Below are 19,479 nucleotides of genomic sequence, written 5' to 3'. Positions count from 1 at the left end.
GGAGTCTTTTCGTGACCACCAACCCGACCGTCGCCGCGCTGATCGCTCGTTCCCATCGCCTCGGCGCCGACCCGAAGAACACCAACTACGCCGGCGGCAACACCTCGGCCAAGGGCACCGACGTCGACCCCGTCACCGGGGAGGACGTCGATCTGTTGTGGGTCAAGGGTTCCGGCGGCGATCTCGGCACCCTGACCGAAAGCGGGCTGGCCGTGTTGCGGCTCGATCGCATGCGGGCACTGGTCGATGTCTATCCGGGCGTCGAGCGCGAGGACGAGATGGTCGCCGCGTTCGACTACTGCCTGCACGGCAAGGGTGGGGCCGCGCCGTCCATCGACACCGCGATGCACGGACTCGTCGACGCCGCCCACGTCGATCACCTGCACCCCGATTCCGGGATCGCGATCGCCACCGCCGCCGACGGGGAGGCGTTGACCCAGAAGATCTTCGGTGACCGGGTAGTGTGGGTGCCGTGGCGGCGTCCGGGGTTCCAGCTCGGACTCGACATCGCGGCCATCAAGGCCGCCAATCCCCAGGCCATCGGCTGCATCCTCGGCGGTCACGGCATCACCGCCTGGGGTGACACCTCCGAGGAAGCCCAAGCGCGCTCCCTCGAGATCATCGCGGCCGCCGAGGAATTCATCGACAGCAACGGCAAGGATCAACCGTTCGGCGCGCCGGTGGACGGCTTCGGCGCACTGCCCGAGGAGCAGCGTCGCGCGAAAGCGGCCGCACTGGCACCGTTCATCCGGGGCCTGGCCTCCACCGATCGCTCGCAGGTCGGCCACTTCACCGACACCGCACCGGTCCTCGAATTCCTCACCGGCAGTGAACTTTCCCGCCTCGCCGGCCTGGGTACCAGCTGCCCGGACCACTTCCTGCGCACCAAGGTCAAGCCGATGGTGCTCGACCTGCCGGCCGACGCCTCGATCGAGGACTGCAAGGAGCGTCTCGCCGAACTGCACCACGCCTACCGCTCCGACTACGCCGCCTACTACGAGCGGCACGCGACCGCCGAGTCCCCGGCGATGCGCGGCGCCGACCCGGCCATCGTTCTCGTACCCGGCGTCGGAATGTTCAGCTACGGCAAGGACAAACAGACCGCACGCGTCGCCGGCGAGTTCTACCTCAACGCCATCAACGTCATGCGCGGCGCCGAGGCCGTCTCGAGCTACTCCCCGATCAACGAGGCCGAGAAATTCCGGATCGAATACTGGGCTCTGGAAGAGGCCAAGCTGGCCCGCATGCCCGCACCCAAACCGTTGGCCACCCGGATCGCACTGGTCACCGGGGCGGCCTCGGGAATCGGCAAGGCCATCGCCACCCGGCTCGCCGCCGAGGGCGCGTGCGTGGTGATCGCCGACCTCGACGCCGACAAGGCCCAGGCCGCGGCCGCGGAGATCGGCACCTCCGATGTCGCCATCGGCATCGCCGCCGACGTCACCGACGAGGCCGCCGTGCAGGCGGCCGTCGATGCCACCGTCCTGGCGTTCGGGGGCATCGACCTCGTCGTCAACAATGCCGGGCTGTCGCTGTCGAAATCGTTGCTCGAGACCACCGCCGCCGACTGGGATCTGCAGCACAACGTGATGGCACGCGGATCGTTCCTGGTGTCCAAGGCAGCGGCGCGGGCGCTGATCGAGCAGAAACTCGGCGGCGACATCCTCTACATCTCGTCGAAGAACTCGGTGTTCGCCGGACCCAACAACATCGCCTACTCGGCGACGAAAGCCGATCAGGCGCACCAGGTGCGGTTGCTGGCCGCCGAGCTCGGTGAGCACGGCGTCAAGGTCAACGGCATCAACCCCGACGGTGTGGTCCGCGGATCGGGGATCTTCGCCGGTGGCTGGGGTGCGCAACGTGCTGCGGTCTACGGTGTCGAGGAGAAGGATCTCGGCGCGTTCTACGCCCAGCGCACCCTGCTCAAGCGAGAGGTGTTGCCGGAGAACATCGCCAACGCCGCATTCGCGCTGTGCACCTCCGATTTCAGTCACACCACCGGCCTGCACGTCCCCGTCGATGCCGGTGTGGCCGCGGCATTCCTGCGATGAGAGCCGCCTCCGGCCAGGTCGCGGCCATCGACCTCGGCGCCACCAGTGGTCGCGTCATGGTCGCCGACATCGCACCCGGCCGAATCGAACTCGAGCAGGCGGCACGGTTCGCCAACACCCCGGTCCACCTGTTCGACGGCTCCCGCACGGCACTGCACTGGGATCTTCCCGGACTGTTCGGCGCCGCCTGCGCCGGACTGGCAGAGGCGGGCAGGCACAGCGACCGGCTCGTCGGGATCGGTGTCGACTCCTGGGCCGTCGACTACGGCCTCATGCGCAACGGTCGTCTGCTCGGTGTGCCCCACCACTATCGCGACCCACGCAGCGCGAGCGGTGTCGAGGCGGTCCACGAGATCATCGAGCCCGCAGATCTGTACCGGCGTAACGGCTTACAGTTCCTGCCGTTCACCACCGTTTATCAGCTCGCCGCCGATCACGCGGCCGGACTGCTCGACATCGCCGATTCGGCGTTGCTGATCCCCGACCTCATCGGATACTGGCTCACCGGCGAGCGGGCCACCGAACGCACCAACGCCTCGACCACCGGACTACTCGGTGTCGACGGCTCCTGGGATCGCTCGTTGACCCGGCAACTCTCGCTGCCGGACAACCTCTTTCCCGATCTGGCCGAGCCCGGAAGACCTCTGGGCGGGGTGCTGCCGGAGATCGCCACACGGTTGGGCCTCCCGTCATCGGTGTCGGTGACCACCGTTGCCTCCCACGACACCGCCTCGGCGATCGCAGCCATCCCGATGGACCCAGATTCCTCGGCATACATCTCTTGTGGCACCTGGGGTTTGGTGGGTGTGGAGACCACCGCGCCGGTGCTCTCCGAGGCGGCGCGCGAGGCCAACTTCACCAACGAGGTCGGCGTCGAGAACACCACGCGGTTCCTGCGCAATGTGATGGGTCTGTGGCTGCTCAGCGAGACGGTGCGCCGGTTTCGACGCGACGGCATGCGCGCCGATCTCGACGAGTTGCTCGCCGGGGCGGCGTCGGTGTCGGAGCCGGTCGAGGTCTTCGACACCGACGACCCGATGTTCCTCGCGCCCGGGAACATGCCCGAACGCATCGGCCGGTGGTACCGCGACCGCGGACTGCGTGCGCCGCGCGGACCGGCGGAGCTGGTGCGCGCCATCGTCGACAGTCTCGCCGCCGCATTCGCCGAGACCGTCCGGGTGGCCGCCGAGTTGTCGGGCACCGGTGTGGACCGCATCCACCTCGTCGGCGGTGGTGCCCAGAACCGGTTGTTGTGCCAGCTGACCGCCGACCGCAGTGGTCTGCCCGTCCTCGCCGGTCCGGTGGAGGCCACCGCACTCGGCAACGTGCTGCTGACCGCACGCGCCCATGGTCTCCTCGACGGCGAGCTACACGCCCTGCGCGAGTTCGTCGCCCGCAACGTCTCCGTCCAACGGTTCCTGCCGCGGGTGGGCACAGCACCGTCCTTCGATCTGGCCGGGGCGTGATCTGGTGAGATGGATGGGTGAGCGTGAGCATGCGGGAGGTGGCGGCGTCGGCGGGCGTGTCGGTCGGCACCGTGTCGAACGTGCTCAACGCACCGGAAAAGGTGGCTCCCGCGACGGTGGAGCGGGTCCGCCGAGCCATCGACGACCTCGGATTCGTCCGTAACGACGCCGCCCGCCAGCTTCGTGCCGGCCGCTCGCGCAGCGTCGGTCTGGTCGTCCTCGACGTCGGCAACCCGTTCTTCACCGACGTCGCCCGCTCGGCCGAACGAGCGGCGGGCGAGCACGGACTCACCGTCTTGTTGGGCACCTCCGACGACGACCCCGCCCGCGAACGCGCCTACATCGATGCCTTCGATGAGCAGCGCGTGTTCGGGGTACTCGTCTCGCCGATCGGCGACGACCTCGCGCGACTGACCGCGCTGCACCGGCGCGGCGTACCGGTGGTGCTCGTCGACCGGGACGGCACCGGCACCCCGTTCGATTCGGTCGCCGTCGATGACGTCGCCGGTGGCCGCCTCGCGGTGGAACACCTTCTCGCGCTCGGGCGCCGTCGGATCGCGTTCGTCGGCGGACCGGCCGGCCTGCGTCAGGTCGCCGACCGCCGCCGCGGTGCGGAAATGGCGGTGGCCCAGATCGATTCGGCAGAGCTGGAAGTGATCGACACGCCGACGCTCAGCGTCCTGGCCGGTCGTGCCGCGGGAGAAGCGCTGCACCGCAGGCCTCGTCACGAAAGGCCCGACGCCATCTTCTGCGCCAACGACCTCCTCGCGATCGGTGTGCTACAGGCGCTGACCATGCTGGCCGACGTTCGCATCCCCGACGACATCGCCCTGATCGGTTACGACGACATCGACTTCGCGGCGTCGGCGGTGGTTCCGTTGTCCTCGGTACGGCAGCCGACCGCACGGATCGGTGCGACCGCCATCGAACTGTTGGTGAGAGCCGCCGAGACCTCGCGGGATCACCGGGCCACACACACCGTGTTCCAGCCGGAACTCGTCACCCGCGCGAGCACCGTCGGCAACGAATAGGCCTCGACCCCGACACGATCGGTTTCGCGCCGACACCGACGTGGGATCATGGAGACAGGTCGGGCAATCCACGACCCGGCCCCACCCCCGGGTGAGGAGTTCTCATGTCCCGCACACGAATTCGCACCGCGGCCACCATCGCCGCAGTCACCGCCGCAGCTGTGACCGGCCTGATCGGAGCGGGCGCCGCGCACGCCGCACCCGCCATGCCCGGCGGCTACTATGCGGGGACGGTGACCAGCTTCCCACCGGGCAACACCGTCTGGTACGGCAAGTCCTTCACCGGATCGTCGGTCATCAACAACACCGCGATCGGCTGGGCGTTCCCCGGCCGGGTGTATCCGGGACGCTCGGTGCTCGACAACGCCGAGGTCGTCGTCATCGACTACAGCGGCACGCCGGTCGGATTCGTCCGCGACGAGCTGACCCCCGACGGCCGCGGCGGATACTGGGGCCGCTCGATCAACGGCCGCACCACCCTGCTGACCTTCCACCTCTCACGCGGCTGAACCCGCGGGCCCGACTTCTCGTCGACTTCGGCCGATTCGCTGCGCTCGCGCCCGTGCTCGTCACACGATGGGAGCACGAGCATCACGAGGAGGTCACCGGTGACAACTACCGACGAGCCCACCACCAGCGGCGACGAGCCGATCACCGTCGACACCGACGTCGTCATCATCGGAGCGGGATTGTCGGGGATCGACATCGCCTATCGCCTACGCGAACGCAATCCCGACGTGCGCTACGTCATCCTGGAGCGCCGCCCACGGATCGGCGGCACCTGGGATCTGTTCCGGTATCCGGGTGTGCGCTCCGACAGCGACATCTTCTCGCTGAGCTATCCGTTCGAGCCGTGGCGGCGACCGGAAGCACTCGCCGACGGCGAGCACATCCGCGAGTACCTGGTCCACACCGCGCACGCTCACGGCATCGATACCCACATGCGGTTCGATCGCCGGGTCGAGGGCGCCGACTGGGATTCGAGCACCGACACCTGGACGGTCTCCGTCGAGCAGGGCGAGTCCCACCCGGCCGAGCGCTACCGCTGTCGCTTCGTCACGCTGGCCACCGGGTACTACGACTACGACCACCCCTACACACCGCCGTTTCCCGGCCTCGACGACTTCACCGGACCGGTCGTCCACCCGCAGCTCTGGCCGGAGGATCTCGACTACGCCGGCAAGCGCATCGTCGTCATCGGCAGCGGGGCGACCGCGGTCAGCCTCATCCCGGCGCTGGCCCGTACCGCCGCACACGTGACGATGCTGCAACGCTCGCCGTCCTACATCTACTCCTCGCCGCAGAAGCAGATCTTCGCGCCGCTGGTGCGGAAAGTATTGCCGCGCAACGCGGCCCATCGTGTCATCCGGTCCCGATACGCGCTGCAGACCGCCGCGCTGGTGCACGCCACCCATCGCTTTCCCACGCTGGGGCGCAAACTCATCCGCTCCGGCGTCGTCAAGAACCTGCCCGCGGACTATCCCGTCGACGTCCACTTCAACCCCACCTACGATCCGTGGGATCAGCGGATGTGCATGGTTCCCGACGCCGACCTGTTCCAGGCGATCGCGTCGGGGTCGGTGGAGATGGTCACCGACCACATCGAGCGCCTCGACGCCACCGGCGTCACCCTGACCTCCGGGCGTCATCTCGACGCCGACATCGTCGTCACCGCCACCGGCCTGCAATTACAGGCCTTCGGCGGGATCACCCTGCGCATCGACGGCGCCGAGGTGAAGCCGCACGACCGGTTCCTGTTCAAGAGTCGCTTCCTCGAGGACGTGCCGAATCTCGCGTGGTCGCTGGGTTATACGAATGCGTCGTGGACGCTGCGCGCCGACATGACCGCCCAGTCGATCGCCGAGCTCGTCGCCTACATGCGCGAGCACGGCTACACCCACGCCTATCCGCATCTGGGCGAGCGGTCGATGCCGTCGAAGTCGATCTGGGATCTACAGGCGGGTTACGTGCTGCGCTCGCCGGAGGCCTACCCCAAGTCGGGGACGCGTGGAGCGTGGGAGGTTCGACACAACTATTACCGTGACCTGCTCGATCACCGGCTCGACAAGGTCGACGACGGGCTGGTGTTCGGTCGCGCGCCGGTGGCCGCCGACCACGGGTGACGCCACGGCACCCATTCCCGATGGGGGTGACGAGGGCCACATCCGACTTGTACACTGAACCTCATTGACACAAAGGCTACGATTTGTGTCTAGTAGACCCGGCGTACTCGCGCCGACGACGTGGGAGGTCAGACGATGCCAACGGTGGCGAAGCGATTCCAGAAGGCGCTGGCAACGGCCACGTCCGTGTACCCACGACCCACCAAGGTGCTGGCCGAGCCGCCGGCCGGCTCCGGCCTGAAGCCGGTGTTGGGCGACGCGGGTCTGCCGTTCTTCGGCAACACCTTCGAGGCACTCGCCGATCCCCTCGGCAGCGCGATGGAGCGGTTCGAGAAGTACGGGCCGGTGTCGTGGTCGGGGTCGCTCAACATGGACATGGTCACCCTCGTCGGCCCCGAGGCGATCGAGTGTGCGTGGATGAACCGCGAGAAGGCGTTCTCCAGCGAGCAGGGCTGGGAGCCGCTCATCGGGCCGTTCTTCCGGCGCGGGGTCATGCTGCTGGACTTCGGCGAGCACATGCACCACCGCCGGATCATGCAGCAGGCGTTCGCCAAACCACGACTGACCCGCTACCTCGATCTCATGACCCCCCACATCGAGAAGACCCTCGCGAATTGGGATGTGGGACGCGGGTTCCCGATGTACACCCAGACCAAGGAACTGTTGCTGTCGCTGGCGTCGGAGGTGTTCGTCGGCTCAACACTGGCCGCCGAGGAGAATCACCGCCTCGAGCAGGCCTTCGAGGCCGCGGTCCGCGGCGGCCAGGCGATCATCCGGGCCGACGTCGGTAACTTCACCTGGGCGCGCGGTCTGCGCGGGCGCGAGTTGCTGCAGGAGTATTTCCGCTCCGAGATCCCGGCCCGCCGCGCAGGAAACGGCGACGACCTGTTCTCGGTGCTGTGCCACAGCGAGGACGACGAGGGCAACACGTTCTCCGACGAGGACGTCGTGAACCACATGATCTTCGTGATGATGGCCGCCCACGACACCTCGACCATCGCCCTGTCGATGATGACGCACTACCTGGGCCGCAATCCGGAATGGCAGCAACGCCTTCGGGACGAATCGCTGGCTCTGGGCAAGGACACCCTCGACTACGACGACCAGGACGCCCTGCCCAGCATGGACCTCGCGTTCAAGGAGACCCTGCGCATCAACGCCCCGGTCGGCATGTTGTTCCGAAAAGCCATCGCCGACACCGACATCCTCGGCCACTACGTGCCGGAGGGCACCATCATCGCGATCCACCCGTGGGCGACGATGCTGCGCGAGGAATGGTGGCCCGAGCCGACCAAGTGGGACCCCGGGCGCTTCTCCCTGGAGCGCCGCGAGGACAAGGTGCACCGCTTCGCCTGGGCCCCCTTCGGCGGCGGCGCACACAAGTGCATCGGCCTGTATTTCGGTGGGATGGAAGTGAAGTCGATCCTGCACCAGATGCTGCTGCGCTTCGAGTGGACCGTTCCCGCCGACTACCGCCTCGATCTCGAATACGGCACCGGCCCCACCCCCGCCGACGGCCTGCCCATCGACATCCGCAGGCGGTAGCCCCGGCGCGCGCCGATCCGCACCTCGACCCGATCCCACCGCTGGTCGAGGTGCGAGCCGCGTGCCGTTCCCACCGCGAGCCGCGCGCCGCCCCCCGCTGGTCGAGGTGCGAGCCGCGTGCCGTTCCCACCGCGAGCCGCGCGCCGCCCCCGCTGGTCGAGGTGCGAGCCGCGTGCCGTTCCCACCGCGAGCCGCACGCCGCCCCCCGCTGGTCGAGGTGCGAGCCGCGTGCGGCGAGCCTCGAGACCGCCTGCCACGGTGCTGGTTTCAGACCAGAACGCACCGATCGGCCACCGGCACGACAGGGTGTCGAGACCACGGCGATAACCGAACCCGGCGACTCCGCCCCGACGTCCGGCATCATCGGCGTAGGCGCGTTCACCGACGCGCCGTCGCCGACCACGGAGTCTCCATGACCGACCCGATCAGTACCGCACCGACGATCCCGACGCTCATGGACGACGCCGTCGCCCGCACGCCCGACGCCCCGTTCCTCGTCACGCCCGAGGGCACGTGGTCATACGCGCAGGTCCGCGACACCGCCGACCAGTTGGCCCGCGCACTGCACACCATCGGCGTCGGCCCGGGCGATCAGGTGGCGCTCGCGGCACCGAATTGCGCGGAGTGGATCATCACGCTGATCGGCGCCACCCGGGTCGGCGCGACCGTGGTGGCGCTCAACGTCCTCTACCGCGAGGCCGAACTCGACTACATGCTCAACGAGTCCGGGGCGACGGTGCTCATCTGCGCGGCCGAACACCACGGCTTCGATTTCGTCTCCTTTCTCGACGATTTCCGCAAACGCCTGCCCGGGGTGAATCACTACGTCTTCCTGCACGGTGCCGGGTTCTCGACCAGCCGCACCTGGCAGCACCTCATCGATTCCGCACCCGACGTCGACACCGAATGGGAGCCGGTCGGAATCCTCACGCCCGCGGTGCTGCTCTACACCTCGGGTACCACCGGAGCACCCAAGGGCGCCATGCTCACCCACGCGAGCCTGCTCGCATCGGCGCGTGCGCAGGCCGCTCACCTCGGACAACGTCCCGACGACGCGGTGATCGCGCACATGCCGTTCAATCACGTCGGCGGGCTGACGTGCACCGTCCTCGCGGCAATGACGGTCGGCGCACGACTCATCCTGGTGCCCGGCTTCCATCCGCAGCAGTCGCTGGCCGCGATCGTCGCGCACGGCGCCACCATGTGCGTGGGTGTGCCGACGATGTTCGCGTTGATGATGGCCGAGCCGACGTTCGCCGACGCCGACCTCTCGCGGGTCCGGACCTGTGTGATCGGCGGGTCGAATGTCGATCCCGCCTTGGGGCGACGCGTCATCGACGCCTTTCCCGGCGCGCGCCTGGCCAATCTGTACGGTCTGTCGGAAACCTCGGGTGGCTGCATCATCTCCGCCGAGGGCGACGATCTCGACACACTCGTCGAGACCCTCGGCGTTCCCATCGGCGACTTCCGGGCGCGTGTCGTCGACGCCGACGACAACGAGGTCGACGCCGGGGTCGACGGGGAACTCCAGATCGCCGGTGATTGTGTGGCGGCAGGGTACTGGCAGCGTCCGGATGCCACGACCGACGCCTTCGGCACCGACGGCTGGCTGCGCACCGGCGACATGGCGACCGCGCGCCCCGACGGGCACATCGTGCTGCGGGGGCGCCGCAAGGAGATGTATGTGCGCGGCGGCTACAACGTGTATCCCGCGGAGGTCGAGAACGTGCTGACGTCGCATCCGCATGTGGTGCTGGCCGCGGTCATCGGGGTGCCCGACGAGACCTACGGCGAGGTGGGCGTGGCCTTCGTGGTGCTCGACGACGCCGTCGACGTGACCGAACTGCGGGCGCTGTGCGCCGAGCAACTCGCGCGCTACAAGCAGCCCGGGGAGATCGTCGTCGTCGATTCCCTGCCGCTCACGCCGTCGGGCAAGATCAAGAAAGCCGACATCAAGAAGAGTCATTTGTCGTCAGCCGGGTGACATTCACCGCTCGTCGTCAACAATGTCGGGACGATGTAATCTTTTGCGCATTTCTTGACACCAGATCGCGACATTTCCTGCGGTGACAGGAATGCCTTTCACCGCGTAGTGTCCTGTGGGTCCACAATTACACGGGGGTTACGAATGGATCTTCAGTGCAACATCTGCGTGCCCGAATTGTCCTGTTCGCCTCCACCGTCGCCGCCCTCGCCGGACTGATCACCACGGCTCCCGCTCATGCGGCCCCTGCCAAGTCCCCGGCCGACGCCCAGGCCACGACCGTATTGACCTGTCAGCCATTGGATCTCAATCTCGGCAACCTGTTCGACCTGATGAACACCACGTTGAGCGGGTTCGCGCCGTCGCACGGCACGCCGGTGACCGTGCCCTCGAATGCCGATTTGACGATGGCCGGATTGAATGCCGGGCGCGACGCATTGAACACCGCAATCATGAATACTCCCGGCAAGAAGATCGTTTTCGGCTACTCGCGCGGCGCGCAGATCGCCTCGGAATGGCTCCGGTACTACGCGAACAAACCGGGCGCCCCCGCCGCCGATGAGCTTTCCTTCGTGCTGATCGGGAATCCGCAACGACGTCTCGGTGGGGCGCCCGGGAAAACGCTCGACGGCGTGCAGTTGCTGCCCACACCGGACACCACCCAGTACTCCGTCACCGACCTCAGCCGCCGCTGGGACGGCTGGGCCAACACCGACAACTGGCCCGACGGCGCCAGCTTCAGCGCCTCGAATTACCTGAACACCATCGGCCGGTGGATCGTCCACTCCAACTACACCCAACAGTCCGTCACCGATCCCGCCAACATGACCCGCGCCGTCGTCGGCCACACCACCTATGTGGTGACGCCCTGACGGCGCGGTGACGGACTCACGAGTCCGCGTCCTTGCTCGGGAGCTTCCATCCGAATGTCGCCGTCGGCGGGGCGTTTCGCGCGTACAGGCGGGCCGGCCGACCCCCGGCCACCCTCGTCACCGGCTCGCCCGCACCGTCGACCTGCGGCGCGAGTAGCGGCTGCACCCGCCGGTTGAACGAGTCCCGCATCAGCCGTCGGCCGAGGATCGCCTCGTGCAGTTCCCGCAGTTCGGTGAGGGTGTAGGGCGTGGGCAGCAGGTTGTCGGGATCCGGACGGTCCTCATAGCGTTCGCGAAGACTGTCAGTGGCGGCTGCAATGATCTGGTCATGGTCGTAGAGCAGTGGCTCGGCTGACTCCAACGCACCGGTGGGAGTGACCGGGACCAGCTCACCGACCACGCTCGTCAGCTGCGCGGCAGGCAGCGCGACGACATGTGCCATCGAGATCGTCCACCCGCGGGGATCGCGATCAGGATCGTCGAACACCCGCAGCAGATGCGGGTGGACGCGGTCGGGCGAGAGCCCCAACTTGAGTTCGAGCACCTCCCGCACGGTGTCGGCGACGCTGCGCCGCTCGCGGATGAATCGCCCGGGCAGCATCGCGGTACCGGCGTCATCGCGCTGGATCACCACGCACAGATGCGCGTCGACGACGCTGAGTACGGCGATGTCGACGGCGACGCTGGGTCGCGGATAGTCGGTCAGACGACTGCTTTTCCCGGCGGCCACGAACGACAGACTATGCGAATGTCTGCGCAAAGTAGTAATCTCATAATCGCGCAAAGTCGCCTCGGTCCGATGCCGGGGCGGAGAGAGGAAGACACCATGCAGTTCTCCGCCGCCCTCGACATCGACGTCGTGGCCCTCGAGGCCGCCGACGAGGTGACCGTCATGCTCGATCTTCAGGCCCCCGCCGCTGCTCCGGCAGACTCCGCGCGGCCACCGACCGCGTTGCAGATCGTCCTCGATCGCAGCGGCTCGATGAGCGGCCCGCCGCTGGCCGGCACCCAGCAGGCGCTGGCCGGCGTTGTCGCCCAACTCGATCCGAAGGATGTCTTCGGCGTCGTCGCGTTCGACGACGCCGCGATGGTGGTGGTCCCGGCAGCACCGCTGACCGACAAGCAGCGCGCGATCGATGCCATCGGTGCGGTGACCCCGGGCGGATGCACCGACCTGTCGTCGGGGTATCTGCGGGGTCTGCAGGAGTTGCGCCGCGCCACCGCGAGTGCAGGCGTCCGCGGCGGCACGGTGCTGGTGATCAGTGACGGCCACATCAACACCGGCATCCGCGACCACGACGAATTCACCGGCATCGCCGCCAAGGCCGCGGCCGACGACATCACCACCTCCACCCTCGGTTACGGCCGCGGCTACGACGAGTCACTGCTGGAGGTGATCACCCGAGCAGGCAACGGCAACCACGGTTTCGCCGACAACCCGGATGCTGCCGGCGCGGTAATCAGCGCCGAAGTCGAGGGACTGCTCGCGAAGTCCGCGCAGGCGGTCACGCTGACGGTGCGCTACGTCGAGCAGGTCGGCGAGCTCGCGCTGTACAACGATCTTCCGGCCCATCAGATCGGCAACGGCGAGGTGATGATCGAACTCGGCGACCTCTACGCCGACGAACAGCGGAAGCTGTTGCTACGCATGAAGGTCGACGGTCTCGCCGCGCTTGGCCTCACCCAGCTCGCGACCTTGGAGCTGCGCTATGTGGATACCGCCACCCTGACCGAACACACGGTGGCACTACCGATCTCGGTGAACGTGGTGCCCGGCGACGAACTCGGTGACCGCGTTCCCGATCCGGTCGTCCAGTCGGAGAAGCTGTACCAGGAGGGCCAGCAGGCCAAGCTCGAGGCCTCTCGCGCCTACGAGGCGGGCGATCTCGCCGCCGGCTCGGCCCACCTCGCGCGCTCCCGCTCGAGTTACGAGAGCGCGATGATGGCCGCCCCACCGGCCGCGGTCGCCGCCATGGCCGCCGAGATCGACTTCGTCGATCAGTTGGAAAACGACGCAACGGTTCTCGGTGCCGGCTACGCCTCCAAACGCTCCCGCGACTCCTTCCACGAGGGCAACCGCAAGCGCGGTCGGTAAACCGCCGACGTCACCCTCCTCCCGATAGCCGCGACACCTTCCTCCCCTCCGATGGTCGAGGCCTTCGCTCACCCGATCTACCAACCCGGTGGTCGAGGTGCGAAGGCACGCTAGCGCCGGAGCCTTCTTTCCGATGGTCGAGGCGCGAAGTCGCGCTAGCGCCGGAACCTTCTTTCCGGTGGTCGAGGTGCGAAGTCGCGCTAGCGCCGGAACCTTCTTTCCGGTGGTCGAGGTGCGAAGGCGCGCTAGCGCCTGAGCCTCGAGATCCCTTGCACCGCAGCTGTTTCCCTCCCCAACCACCCCCTACCACCCCACTCACCCCGAACCGGAGGAGCCACCCATGCCCCACCCCGACCGCACTTACGGCGCCCTGCTCGGGACCGCCGTCGGCGATGCCCTCGGCGTCCCCTACGAGTTCTCCCGACGCCTCTCCCCCGACGAGACACCGGAGATGACCGGCGGCGGTCTGGGCGGATACGAACCCGGCGAGTGGAGCGACGACACCACCATGGCCGTCGCGATCGCGCTGGCCGTCGCCGATGGCCACGACCTCACCTCCGAGACCGGGCTCGACGCCGTCGCACGCGAATTCCTGCGCTGGTACCGGGATTTCAACGGCAGCCCGCCGGATATCGGCAATCAGACCCGAGCGGTACTCGCCGCCACCGACCGCCGACTCCGCGCCGACCCCGACGCGAACGTCGGCGCGATCATGCGAGAGGAGTCTCTGGTCTTCGCCGCCGATCACCCCCGCTCGGCGGGCAACGGCGCGCTGATGCGCACGGCGCCGGTGGTTCTCGCGCACCCCGACGACCGCGACACCCTCGCCCGGGCTGCTCGCGCGGTCGCCGGTCTCACCCACTCCGACGCCCTCGCCGGGGACTCGTGCGTCCTGTGGTGCGAGGCGATCCGCGTCGCCATCACCGAGGAGCGCATCGACGTCGGCGCCGGCATCGACCTGGTCCCCGCGACACGTCGTGACCAGTGGTCGTCGTGGATCGACGAGACCACCACCGCGTCCCCGGACCGGTTCTCGCCCAACGGTTTCACCGTGTCCGCACTTCAAGCCGCCAGCGCCGCCATCATGCAGACCACCGCCGACGATCCGACGACACACCTCACCGAAGCGTTGTACGCGGCAATCCGGATCGGCGACGACACCGATACCGTCGCCGCCATCGCCGGCGGACTCCTCGGCGCCCGGTGGGGTGCGAGCGCCATTCCCGAGCACTACCGACGTGCCGTGCACGGATGGCCGTTCGTCGACTCCCGCCCCACCGACGCCGACGATCTCTTGCGTCTGTCGACCGAAACCGTCACGAGGTAAACCTCAGCCGCACAGCCTATCCCGGACCCTCCACCCGTCCAGGTGCCCAGTCCAGAAAAGCCTGCAGGGGTCGTGAGACCGCGCGACCACGGGGCCAGGCGATCACCACGGCGACCGGCTCGGGTGCGGGATCCAGTTCTCGGACCACCAGTTTCCGTCCTTCGTGGCTGGTGTCGGAGGCGGGCCGGTTCACCAGCACGCTGTAGCCGAGCCCACGGCCGACGAGGGATCGGGCGAGTTCGTAGTTGCCGGTGACGTATTCGACGCGCGGGCTCACCCCGGCGGCGGCCATCAACGCCGACGTGTTCTGCCAGGCGGGCGCCACGTCGAACTGGATGAACGGGTCGTCGGCCAACTCGCGCAACGACACCCGCTCGGCACCGGCGAGGCGATGATCCGCCGGCAGCAGGACGTGGGCGCGAACCTGATAGAGCGCACGGGTGTGCGGTAGCCCGGTGATGTCCCTGTCGTAGAGAATCGCCGCGTCGACGCGTCCGTCGTCGAGCGCGGTGAGCAACTCATCGCCCGACCCCTCGGTGAAGTCCACCTCGACTCGCGGGTGCGCCCGCCCGAAGCCGTCGAGGATCGCCGGCAGCAACGACGCCGACAACGTCGAGTAGATGCCCAGCATGAAGTGCCCGCGGACCTGACCGTCGGAGACCGGCGCCAGATCACGAGCGGCCGCCAGCAGCGCCCGGGCCTGCGGCAGGAGTGCCCGGCCCGCGGTGGTCAAGGTGACCCCATGTGCACGCCGACGAATCAGCAACGCCTCACCGAGGTGTTTCTCCAACTCGGTGACCGCGGTATTCACTGCCGACGGCGACGAATGCAACGCACCCGCGGCGTGCGCGATGGTGGCGTGGTCGGCGACAGCGACGAAACACTCCAGTTGACGCAGGGTGAAGTCCGGCATTCATCGATCCTCTCGTGTTTTCAGCACGAAATTCACCGCTTTACGCGTGTTTGATTGCCTGGTGCACTCAGAGGTGACCGCGAACACAGCTCCGACCGCATCCAGCCCAAGTCACCCCCTCCCCATCTCACCGAGGAGTCCTCGATGACCACCACCTCACCCGCACACCCGGCGGTCACCGCCGACTGGGTCACCCTCGACGATCTGCACCGCGACCCTTTCCCGATCTATGCACGACTGCGCCGCGAGACCCCGGTTGCCTACGTGCCCGCGGCCGGCCGGTTCTTCGTGACCCGCTACCACGACGTGCACACCGTCGACCACGATCCCGACACCTTCACCGCCGACGAGACGAACTCATTGATGAAGCGGGCGATGGGGCATTCGATGCTGCGCAAGGACGATCCCGCGCATGCCGTCCAGCGCGCCTCCTACGGCGGAGTACTCAAACCCCGTGCGATCACACAGGTCTGGAGTGCTCGCTTCGCCGAGAACTTCGAGCACTTCTTCGCCGAGTTCACCGCCAAGGGCCCGGGCGCCGACCTCGTCGCCGACTTCGCCGCCCCCTATGCCGCCGAAAATCTGCGCGCCGTCCTGGGTTTCGAGAACGCCACCCACGCGGACATGCTGCGGTGGAGTCAGACCATGATCAACGGCACCGGCAACTACGCCGACGACCCGCAGGTGTGGGAGGCCGCGCGCCGCTCCTACGACGAGGTCGATCAGGCGCTCGACGAGATGCTCACCCGGGTGCGCACCACCCCCGACGACTCGCTGATCTCCCACATCGCGGCCTTCGGAGATGACGAGGTCACCATCGCCGATACCCGTGCCAATCTCAAGATGTCGATCGGCGGCGGCATCAACGAACCCCGCGATGCGTTGGCCACCACAGTGTGGGCACTTCTCGAACGTCCGGATCAGCTCACCGCGGTCCGCGAAAAGGGCTACTGGAAAGATGCTTTCGAAGAAAGTGTCCGGTGGGTGGCGCCGATCGGGATGTATCCCCGGCAGACCACGCGTGCCGTCGAACTCGGCGGCACGCTGTTGCCGGCCGGCGCGAAGCTCGGTGTTGTCGCGCTGAGCGCCAACCGTGACGAGGAGGTCTTCGAGCGCGCCGAGGACTACGACGCGTTCCGCCCCAAGGTCCCACACCTCGGCTTCGGTGGCGGTGCGCACTTCTGTGCGGGCGCATGGGTGGCCCGTTCCCAGGTCGCCGACATCGCCCTCCCCGCCCTCTTCGATCGCCTGCCCGGGCTGCGACTCGACCCCGAGCAACCCGCCCGCATCGAGGGGTGGGTGTTCCGCGGCATGACCGCCCTACCGGTGCGCTGGTAACCGAAAACCACTCCCGCACAAGAAAGAAAGATCACGATGCCACAGATCACGTATCGCCATCCCGACGGCACCGTCGACCACGTGGAGGTCGACACCGGCATCTCCGTGATGCGCGCGGCCCTGGAGAACGGTGTCGCCGGCATCGTCGGCGAATGCGGCGGCCAGGCGATGTGTGCGACCTGCCACGTCTACGTCGACGACGCCGCAGCGTTGCCGCCGATCGGCGACGACGAGGAGGAGATGCTCGACTGCACCGCCACCGACCGCACCGACGCCTCGCGGCTCGGCTGCCAACTCCGCAGCGGTGAGCACTTTTCCGCTCTGGCCGTCCGCGTCCCCGAAGCGCAGGTGTGACGATGGATTCGGTGGTGATCGTCGGCGCCGGGCATGCCGGCGTCGAGGCCGCGGACGCGTTGCGCCGCAATGGTTACGACGGCGAGGTGACGCTGGTGGACCGTTCCGGCCATCTCCCCTATCAGCGTCCACCACTGTCCAAGGATTTCGTCACCTCGGCCGCAAGCCCGTCACCACTGCCGTTGCGGCCCTCGACGTTCTACGACCACAACGGCATCAACCTGCGGCTTGGTGTCGACGTCGACGGGATCGATCGTGGTCGGCGCGCGGTGAGGCTCGCCGACAACGCCGTAGTCCCCTTCGACCATCTCATCCTCGCCACCGGTGCCCAACCACGCCGATTGAGCTGCCTCGGAGCCGATCTCGACGGCGTTCACCATCTACACACCGTCGACGACGCCGCCCGCCTCCACGCCGCCCTCACCGAGGCGAGCAGGGTGGTCGTCGTCGGCGCCGGCTTCATCGGCCTCGAATTCGCCTCGGCGGCCGCCGATCGCGAAGTTCCGGTGACCGTCCTCGACGTCGCCGACCGTCCGATGGCCCGGGTACTCAGCGCCTCGAGCTCACAGCTGTTCGCCGACCTCCACGAAAGCCGCGGTGTGCAATTGTGTCTCGGCACCGCCGTGCAGCGCATTGATGGTTCCGACGGCCGAGTGACGGCGGTGGTGGACGACTCGGGCACCCGCCATCCCGCCGACCTCGTGGTCGTCGGCATCGGCGCCGTCCCCGACACCCGACTCGCCCACGATGCCGGGCTCATCGTCGACAACGGTATCGTCGTCGACGAGTACCTGCGCACCGTTGACCCGCACATCTTCGCCGTCGGCGATGCGGCGTCGTTCCCCGGTCACCACACCGCCGGACGGGTGCGACTCGAAGCCGTCCAGAACGCCACCGATCAGGCACGCTGCGCCGCCGCGTCGATCTGCGGTGCACCACTGCCCTATTCCGCGGTGCCGTGGTTCTGGACGGTGCAATGCGGGCGCAAGTTGCAGATCGCCGGCCTGCCCGGTGCTGCCGAGGAGATGGTGCGACTCGGCGACCCGATCGCGGGCAAGGGCAGCCTGCTCGGCTTCGTCGACAACTCCCTGGCGTGGGTCGAGAGCGTCGGCGCACCGGCCGATCACCTCGCCGCCCGCACGCTACTCGCCCACCGACCGGCCCCGCTCACACCGGAGCGGGCCCGCGAACCAGGCTTCTCCCTCAAGGCTCACGCCAAGGCCGTGCGCGCTCAGCTCGACGTATCGGAGTCATTGGTTACGTTGTGACAGAACAGTTCTCCGCACCACTCACACCCAACGAGTTGTCCGATAACGCTGTTGGGAAAGCACTTCGCCGACTACGCTGGAGGAGTTGATCGAAGGAGTCTCAGTGACGAGCGCACCACCCGCCGGCCGCACCGCAGGCGCCGCCCAGCCGCCGGTTGCATTCGCCACCGAGTCGGCGCTGGCGTGGCAGCGGGTGGTGTCGCGGTCGTTCGTGCCGTTGATGGTCGACGACCTCTCCGACGGTCATTTCGCGGGCACCATTCGGGGCCGCGTCATCGACGACGTCTTCTTCTCGCGGCTCGCCGTCACCCCGCACGAGGTCCATCGCACGCCGGCCCTCATCGAGGCGTCGGAACGGTTGTTCTACAAGATCACGCTGATGATCGACGGTGCCGGCGAGCTGGTGCAGGACGGGCGCAGGGCGTTGATGTCGCCGGGCAGCATCAGCGTCTACGACACCGCGCGCCCCTATGACCTGCGGTTTGCCGGTGACATCGACGCCGTGGTCATCATGTTCCCGCGGGATCTGATCGACCCGAGCCCCGCTCACGTCCGCGCGATCACCGCGATCTCGTTGGGCCGGGAGGAGTCACTGACGCGACTGGTGGCGCCGCTGCTGACCGAGATCTCGACGGATTTCGCCTCGGTCGAGGGTCCGGCCGCGGCGCGGGTGGTGCGCACGACGATCGACCTGATCTCGGCGTTGCTGAGCACCGCGGCACTCGCACGGGCCGTCGAGAGCGGCTCGCCCGGGCACCTGCCCCTGATGCTGCGGATTCGCGAGTACATCGGCGAGAACCTGCGCAACAGTGACCTCAATCCGGACGCGATCGCGCGGGCGGTGTACATCTCGACCCGTCATCTGCACGAGGTGTTCCACGAGCAGGGCACGACGGTCTCGGCGTGGATTCGTGAGCAGCGTATCGAGGCCATTCGCCGCGACCTGGCCGATCCGATGCATGCCCATCGCGCGATTGCCGACGTCGCCGCGTCGTGGGGCTACCCCGACGCCTCTCATTTCTCGCGGACGTTCCGCAAGCAGGTCGGCATGTCGCCCAGCGCATTTCGCCGGGCCGCGCAGTGAGCGCGACCCGGCGACAGGCGTGGCGATC

16 protein-coding genes are annotated in these 19,479 nt (G+C 67.9%); 14 read left to right on the top strand and 2 right to left on the bottom strand.

The window, feature by feature from the left end; translation table 11 throughout:
• The first annotated feature begins 11 nt into the window (after positions 1 to 11).
• The 8 genes from AC5ZH6_RS01170 to AC5ZH6_RS01135 all read left to right on the top strand — a co-directional run bounded on the left by AC5ZH6_RS01170 (position 12) and on the right by AC5ZH6_RS01135 (position 11,072).
• On the top strand, positions 12 to 2,051 hold the full coding sequence (locus AC5ZH6_RS01170) for a bifunctional aldolase/short-chain dehydrogenase (RefSeq protein WP_094601574.1): 2,040 nt from the start codon (positions 12 to 14) through the stop codon (positions 2,049 to 2,051).
• Positions 2,048 to 3,517 (top strand): rhamnulokinase, encoded by a 1,470-nt coding sequence (locus AC5ZH6_RS01165; protein ID WP_094601573.1) that lies wholly within the window; start codon positions 2,048 to 2,050, stop codon positions 3,515 to 3,517. The genes AC5ZH6_RS01170 and AC5ZH6_RS01165 overlap by 4 nt, the downstream gene beginning before the upstream one ends.
• 29 nt (positions 3,518 to 3,546) lie before the next feature.
• A complete protein-coding gene (locus tag AC5ZH6_RS01160; RefSeq protein ID WP_094602138.1) occupies positions 3,547 to 4,548 on the top strand; it encodes a LacI family DNA-binding transcriptional regulator in 1,002 nt (333 codons plus the stop codon).
• Between the two features lie 104 nt (positions 4,549 to 4,652).
• Positions 4,653 to 5,057 carry a hypothetical protein gene (locus AC5ZH6_RS01155; RefSeq protein ID WP_014358343.1) on the top strand — a complete coding sequence of 135 codons (405 nt, stop codon included), beginning with the start codon at positions 4,653 to 4,655 and terminating at the stop codon, positions 5,055 to 5,057.
• A 99-nt stretch (positions 5,058 to 5,156) separates the two neighbouring features.
• Positions 5,157 to 6,671, top strand: coding sequence for a flavin-containing monooxygenase (locus AC5ZH6_RS01150; protein ID WP_020172776.1), 1,515 nt, complete (start codon positions 5,157 to 5,159; stop codon positions 6,669 to 6,671).
• Positions 6,672 to 6,806: 135 nt separating this feature from the next.
• Positions 6,807 to 8,216 carry a cytochrome P450 gene (locus tag AC5ZH6_RS01145; protein ID WP_026920421.1) on the top strand — a complete coding sequence of 470 codons (1,410 nt, stop codon included), beginning with the start codon at positions 6,807 to 6,809 and terminating at the stop codon, positions 8,214 to 8,216.
• 412 nt (positions 8,217 to 8,628) lie between these two features.
• Positions 8,629 to 10,200, top strand: coding sequence for a class I adenylate-forming enzyme family protein (locus AC5ZH6_RS01140; protein WP_496168247.1), 1,572 nt, complete (start codon positions 8,629 to 8,631; stop codon positions 10,198 to 10,200).
• Positions 10,201 to 10,355: 155 nt separating this feature from the next.
• Positions 10,356 to 11,072, top strand: a complete 717-nt coding sequence (locus AC5ZH6_RS01135) for a PE-PPE domain-containing protein (protein WP_496168245.1) — start codon at positions 10,356 to 10,358, stop codon at positions 11,070 to 11,072.
• A 16-nt stretch (positions 11,073 to 11,088) separates the two neighbouring features.
• Here the strand turns inward: AC5ZH6_RS01135 and AC5ZH6_RS01130 are convergent, their stop codons facing one another.
• Positions 11,089 to 11,802 carry an NUDIX hydrolase gene (locus tag AC5ZH6_RS01130; RefSeq protein WP_496168243.1) on the bottom strand — a complete coding sequence of 238 codons (714 nt, stop codon included), beginning with the start codon at positions 11,800 to 11,802 and terminating at the stop codon, positions 11,089 to 11,091.
• 96 nt (positions 11,803 to 11,898) lie between these two features.
• Between AC5ZH6_RS01130 and AC5ZH6_RS01125 the strand changes: the two genes are divergently transcribed.
• Complete coding sequence (locus AC5ZH6_RS01125) at positions 11,899 to 13,167, top strand: vWA domain-containing protein (protein WP_496168242.1); 1,269 nt, start codon at positions 11,899 to 11,901, stop codon at positions 13,165 to 13,167.
• A 340-nt stretch (positions 13,168 to 13,507) separates the two neighbouring features.
• Positions 13,508 to 14,494 carry an ADP-ribosylglycohydrolase family protein gene (locus AC5ZH6_RS01120; protein WP_496168240.1) on the top strand — a complete coding sequence of 329 codons (987 nt, stop codon included), beginning with the start codon at positions 13,508 to 13,510 and terminating at the stop codon, positions 14,492 to 14,494.
• A 16-nt stretch (positions 14,495 to 14,510) separates the two neighbouring features.
• Here AC5ZH6_RS01120 and AC5ZH6_RS01115 read toward each other — a convergent pair whose 3' ends face one another.
• Entirely contained in the window at positions 14,511 to 15,407 is an 897-nt protein-coding gene (locus AC5ZH6_RS01115) for a LysR family transcriptional regulator (RefSeq protein WP_006369030.1), read from the bottom strand.
• A 144-nt stretch (positions 15,408 to 15,551) separates the two neighbouring features.
• Here AC5ZH6_RS01115 and AC5ZH6_RS01110 point away from each other — a divergent pair, with 144 nt between their 5' ends.
• The 4 genes from AC5ZH6_RS01110 to AC5ZH6_RS01095 all read left to right on the top strand — a co-directional run bounded on the left by AC5ZH6_RS01110 (position 15,552) and on the right by AC5ZH6_RS01095 (position 19,451).
• The gene (locus AC5ZH6_RS01110; RefSeq protein WP_496168239.1) at positions 15,552 to 16,745 is read left to right on the top strand and encodes a cytochrome P450; all 1,194 of its coding nucleotides are present in this window, start codon (positions 15,552 to 15,554) and stop codon (positions 16,743 to 16,745) included.
• A 36-nt stretch (positions 16,746 to 16,781) separates the two neighbouring features.
• Positions 16,782 to 17,099 (top strand): 2Fe-2S iron-sulfur cluster-binding protein, encoded by a 318-nt coding sequence (locus tag AC5ZH6_RS01105; RefSeq protein ID WP_014358334.1) that lies wholly within the window; start codon positions 16,782 to 16,784, stop codon positions 17,097 to 17,099.
• Between the two features lie 2 nt (positions 17,100 to 17,101).
• Positions 17,102 to 18,367: an NAD(P)/FAD-dependent oxidoreductase gene (locus AC5ZH6_RS01100; protein ID WP_496168238.1), complete on the top strand. Its 1,266-nt coding sequence runs from the start codon at positions 17,102 to 17,104 to the stop codon at positions 18,365 to 18,367.
• A 103-nt stretch (positions 18,368 to 18,470) separates the two neighbouring features.
• The gene (locus AC5ZH6_RS01095; RefSeq protein WP_496168236.1) at positions 18,471 to 19,451 is read left to right on the top strand and encodes an AraC-like ligand-binding domain-containing protein; all 981 of its coding nucleotides are present in this window, start codon (positions 18,471 to 18,473) and stop codon (positions 19,449 to 19,451) included.
• Positions 19,452 to 19,479 lie beyond the last annotated feature (28 nt).

This window comes from Gordonia sp. YC-XJ4 (genome assembly GCF_059511865.1).
The sequence above is the reverse complement of the archived record's forward strand: the minus strand, read 5'-3'. Positions and strand labels throughout refer to the sequence as shown.

What these genes read in the sequence shown, in the direction of transcription:
- AC5ZH6_RS01165 (WP_094601573.1), top strand. Translation starts at nt 2,048, where the DNA reads ATGAGAGCCGCCTCCGGCCAGGTCGCGGCCATCGACCTCGGCGCCACC.
- AC5ZH6_RS01120 (WP_496168240.1), top strand. Translation starts at nt 13,508, where the DNA reads ATGCCCCACCCCGACCGCACTTACGGCGCCCTGCTCGGGACCGCCGTC.
- AC5ZH6_RS01110 (WP_496168239.1), top strand. Translation starts at nt 15,552, where the DNA reads ATGACCACCACCTCACCCGCACACCCGGCGGTCACCGCCGACTGGGTC.
- AC5ZH6_RS01140 (WP_496168247.1), top strand. Translation starts at nt 8,629, where the DNA reads ATGACCGACCCGATCAGTACCGCACCGACGATCCCGACGCTCATGGAC.
- AC5ZH6_RS01115 (WP_006369030.1), bottom strand. Translation starts at nt 15,407, where the DNA reads ATGCCGGACTTCACCCTGCGTCAACTGGAGTGTTTCGTCGCTGTCGCC.
- AC5ZH6_RS01160 (WP_094602138.1), top strand. Translation starts at nt 3,547, where the DNA reads ATGCGGGAGGTGGCGGCGTCGGCGGGCGTGTCGGTCGGCACCGTGTCG.
- AC5ZH6_RS01100 (WP_496168238.1), top strand. Translation starts at nt 17,102, where the DNA reads ATGGATTCGGTGGTGATCGTCGGCGCCGGGCATGCCGGCGTCGAGGCC.
- AC5ZH6_RS01105 (WP_014358334.1), top strand. Translation starts at nt 16,782, where the DNA reads ATGCCACAGATCACGTATCGCCATCCCGACGGCACCGTCGACCACGTG.
- AC5ZH6_RS01155 (WP_014358343.1), top strand. Translation starts at nt 4,653, where the DNA reads ATGTCCCGCACACGAATTCGCACCGCGGCCACCATCGCCGCAGTCACC.
- AC5ZH6_RS01125 (WP_496168242.1), top strand. Translation starts at nt 11,899, where the DNA reads ATGCAGTTCTCCGCCGCCCTCGACATCGACGTCGTGGCCCTCGAGGCC.
- AC5ZH6_RS01145 (WP_026920421.1), top strand. Translation starts at nt 6,807, where the DNA reads ATGCCAACGGTGGCGAAGCGATTCCAGAAGGCGCTGGCAACGGCCACG.